Annotated in this window: 3 protein-coding genes and 1 pseudogene; 3 read left to right on the top strand and 1 reads right to left on the bottom strand. The window is 60.3% G+C overall.

Features of this window, described 5'->3' with window-relative positions; translation table 11 throughout:
• Positions 1-141 (top strand): annotated as a pseudogene (locus tag BJ122_RS19735) (TolC family outer membrane protein); the annotation flags it as partial.
• A 55-nt stretch (positions 142-196) separates the two neighbouring features.
• Here the strand turns inward: BJ122_RS19735 and BJ122_RS18835 are convergent.
• A complete protein-coding gene (locus BJ122_RS18835) occupies positions 197-949 on the bottom strand; it encodes a hypothetical protein (protein WP_146227226.1) in 753 nt (250 codons plus the stop codon).
• Between the two features lie 226 nt (positions 950-1,175).
• Here BJ122_RS18835 and BJ122_RS18840 point away from each other — a divergent pair, with 226 nt between their 5' ends.
• On the top strand, positions 1,176-1,415 hold the full coding sequence (locus tag BJ122_RS18840; RefSeq protein WP_110782814.1) for a hypothetical protein: 240 nt from the start codon (positions 1,176-1,178) through the stop codon (positions 1,413-1,415).
• A gap of 538 nt (positions 1,416-1,953) precedes the next feature.
• Positions 1,954-2,903 (top strand): MCP four helix bundle domain-containing protein (locus tag BJ122_RS18845; RefSeq protein ID WP_245407800.1); only part of this gene is annotated, 950 nt, incomplete at its 3' end.

A 2,903-nucleotide genomic window follows, 5' to 3' on the forward strand; every position in this document is an offset into this window, starting at 1 on the left:
GCGTCGTATTCGGTGCTGAGCGCGGTCGGCCGGCTGTCGCCGCAGGTGCTGAAGCTGAGCACCACGGTCTATGACCCGAGCGTGCATTATCATCAGGTGCGCGACAGCTGGATCGGCGTCCGCACTCCCGACGGGCGCTGAGCGTCCTCATCGAAATTGAGAGCTGCGGTTCTGATCCGATCAGAACCGCACGAGCCTAGCCCTTGTCGGCGCGCGAGGGCGCGCAGTTCGACATGGTCGTGACCGCATCCGGCACCAATGGCGGCGGCGGATTGAGCCGCAGCTGCTCCGGATCGCCCGAGAAAAACTTCAGGGTCGACCATTTCTCGGTGAGATTGATCCAATTGCTGGCGCCGGCGGTCGGGTTGTTGTGAAACCCCTGCACGAACTCGGCCTGATCATCGAGCCACCAGTCGACGCCGACATGGGCGATCAGCTGCGGCTCGCGCTGGTTCACCCTGATGTCGATCTGGAAATAGGCGGCATCGACGGTGCCGGCATCAAACGTGCCACGCATCACCGGCCAGAAGTGATTGTTGTAGCCCGTCGGCGGACCGCTGAGCGTGATGCCACCTTCGCCGCGGTCTTTGACTTTCATCGGCAGCGATTCATTGTTGGCCAAGTTCGACACGAAATGGCCGCCGGCTATCTGGTTGCTGGCCTGGTCCTGCACCTGCCGCCATTCCTTGGTGTCCTTGATATGGACGTAGGTCTTAGCGTTGGCGAGATCGACCGATTGGTCGGTTTCCGGCTGATCGGCGCTACGCGCCTCACGATAGATCGAGCCCCATCCAGTGACTGCAGTGAAATGCGGCGGCGGCCCGCCGCCGGTGCGATGCTTGGTGGCGCCGCGATACCACGTGTACATCTTTGGAACGCCGGCCGGATAGCCGCCGCTGTGCCCTGCAGTGTTCTGAATGATTGCGTCGTCGATCATAAAGCACGGCATGACAGTACTCCACAAAGCAGGCCGATCAACACCATGAGCCTGCTGTGCGCTGCAGGGCTGCGATCCTGATGGCTGCGCTGGCACCGCAACGCTGCTGCAGATCACAGTCAGGCGAGGTTGCCAGTCTAGGAGTGGGCCGGACCGTGAAGTTGACGGTCGTCAACTCAAGTGCCGCGTTCGATGCTGTCATTTCCCCAACATCAATCCACCTTGCGGAGCATGGGTCGTGGTTGATACGCGCTTCAAGCCCAACAAATCAGCCGACACATCGCTGATTCTGACCAACAGCCTGACGATCCTGCTCGGCATATTGGGGCAGGGGTTGCGTGACGCGGAGCAGGCGACGACGTTGCGATCGGCGCGCGCCAAAATCGTGGAAGCTGACGTCCTGACCGAAGAGATCGCGCAGTTGGCGCTGGCGATCGCCGACGCGATCGGGCGCGAGCGACGCGAGCGCAGTGCCTGACCTCATCTGACGACCGACATTGCAGCGCGTTCGACGCAGCTACGCGACGCGCGCTCATGGCGAGCGTTTTGCGTTTGTGAACCAAGGGTTGTGATTGGGCTCGCGCAGAGCGGAGAGCAATCGATCGAGCTCACTGCCAAAAAAGCAGATCAGCATTGCTCAAGCAGTGTCCAACGCGCAGGATCTGTTCGCTTGGTGAATATGATGACCATCATTCATCGGCCGCCGGCACGATTTACAACCAGAGGTGAGGGGGAATATGCCTTCGAACTAAGCAAAGTGCATCGCGATTAACCGATCGAAAGGCTCTCTATATTATGAAAATTCCTCTGTCGAAATGATCCCATCCGACCTGCATGCGGAGTTCGATCTTTCGACCGGCGCGTCGTTCGGTTGTCGAACGAATGCCAGGAGCAGGCAGCGGAGTGCCCGCCGTTGACGGCTCCTCGAAAGGTTGCGGACACGCATAGTTCAGGGGTTGCACATCATGTTTTCACAACTTTCGGTGCGGGCGAAGATAACGACGCTCGTGTCCATCATGTTGTTCTCGATCGCGGCACTTGGCGCGATCAGTCTGTTCAAGATGCAGACGTTGAATTTCAGCACAGTCGATATCGCGTCCAACTGGCTGCCCGCGACCCGCGAACTGGGCAACATGCGGACCGAGACCGCGCTCTATCGCAACACTCTGCGTGCCCATTTGATTGCCGACACCGAGCAGGGCAAGGCCGATGTCGAGAAGAGCCTCGCTGCGATCGTGGCCGACCTCAAGCAAGCGGAAAGCGCTTACGCGCAGACCATCACGCTGGCGGAAGAGCGCAAGCTCTATGAAGAGTGGCGCCGGGAATGGGATCGCTACGCTGCCGAGGCCGCCAAGGTCATGGCGATGTCGCGCAAGAGCATCGGCAAATTCCCGACTGAAGCGTCGGATCATCTCTCCAACGTGATGGCGCCGATCAATCAGCAGGTCGACAAGCTGCTGCGTCAAGACATCGACTTCAATAATCACGGTGCCGAAGTCGCGATGGCGGCGGCGGCTTCCACTTATAGCTCTGCCTTCTTTATCGTGTTCGGCATTCTGGCCGCCTCGGTGGTGGTCGGCGTCGGCGCCAGCGTGGTCGTGATCCGAGACGTGACGCGCAGCATCGCCTCGATCGTAAAGCCGATGCAGGACTTTACCCATGGCGACCTCAGCGCCGACGTGCCGCATCGTGGCCAGAAGACCGAAATCGGCATGATGGCTGACGCGCTGCAGATCTTCAAAGAAGCGCTGATTGCCAAGGAAGCGGCCGATGCCGCCGCGGCCAAGGAAGCCCAAGAGAAGATCGCGCGCGGTCAGCGCGTCGATGAAGCCACAAGGCGCTTTGAATCGTCGGTCGGCGAAATCGTCGAGACCGTGTCGTCGGCTTCGACCGAGCTGGAAGCTTCGGCCAGCACGCTCAGCACGAACACTGATCGCGCCCAGGAGCTGACCACTTCGGTGGCCGC

The organism is Rhodopseudomonas faecalis, assembly GCF_003217325.1.
Taxonomy (GTDB): Bacteria; Pseudomonadota; Alphaproteobacteria; order Rhizobiales; family Xanthobacteraceae; genus Rhodopseudomonas; species Rhodopseudomonas faecalis.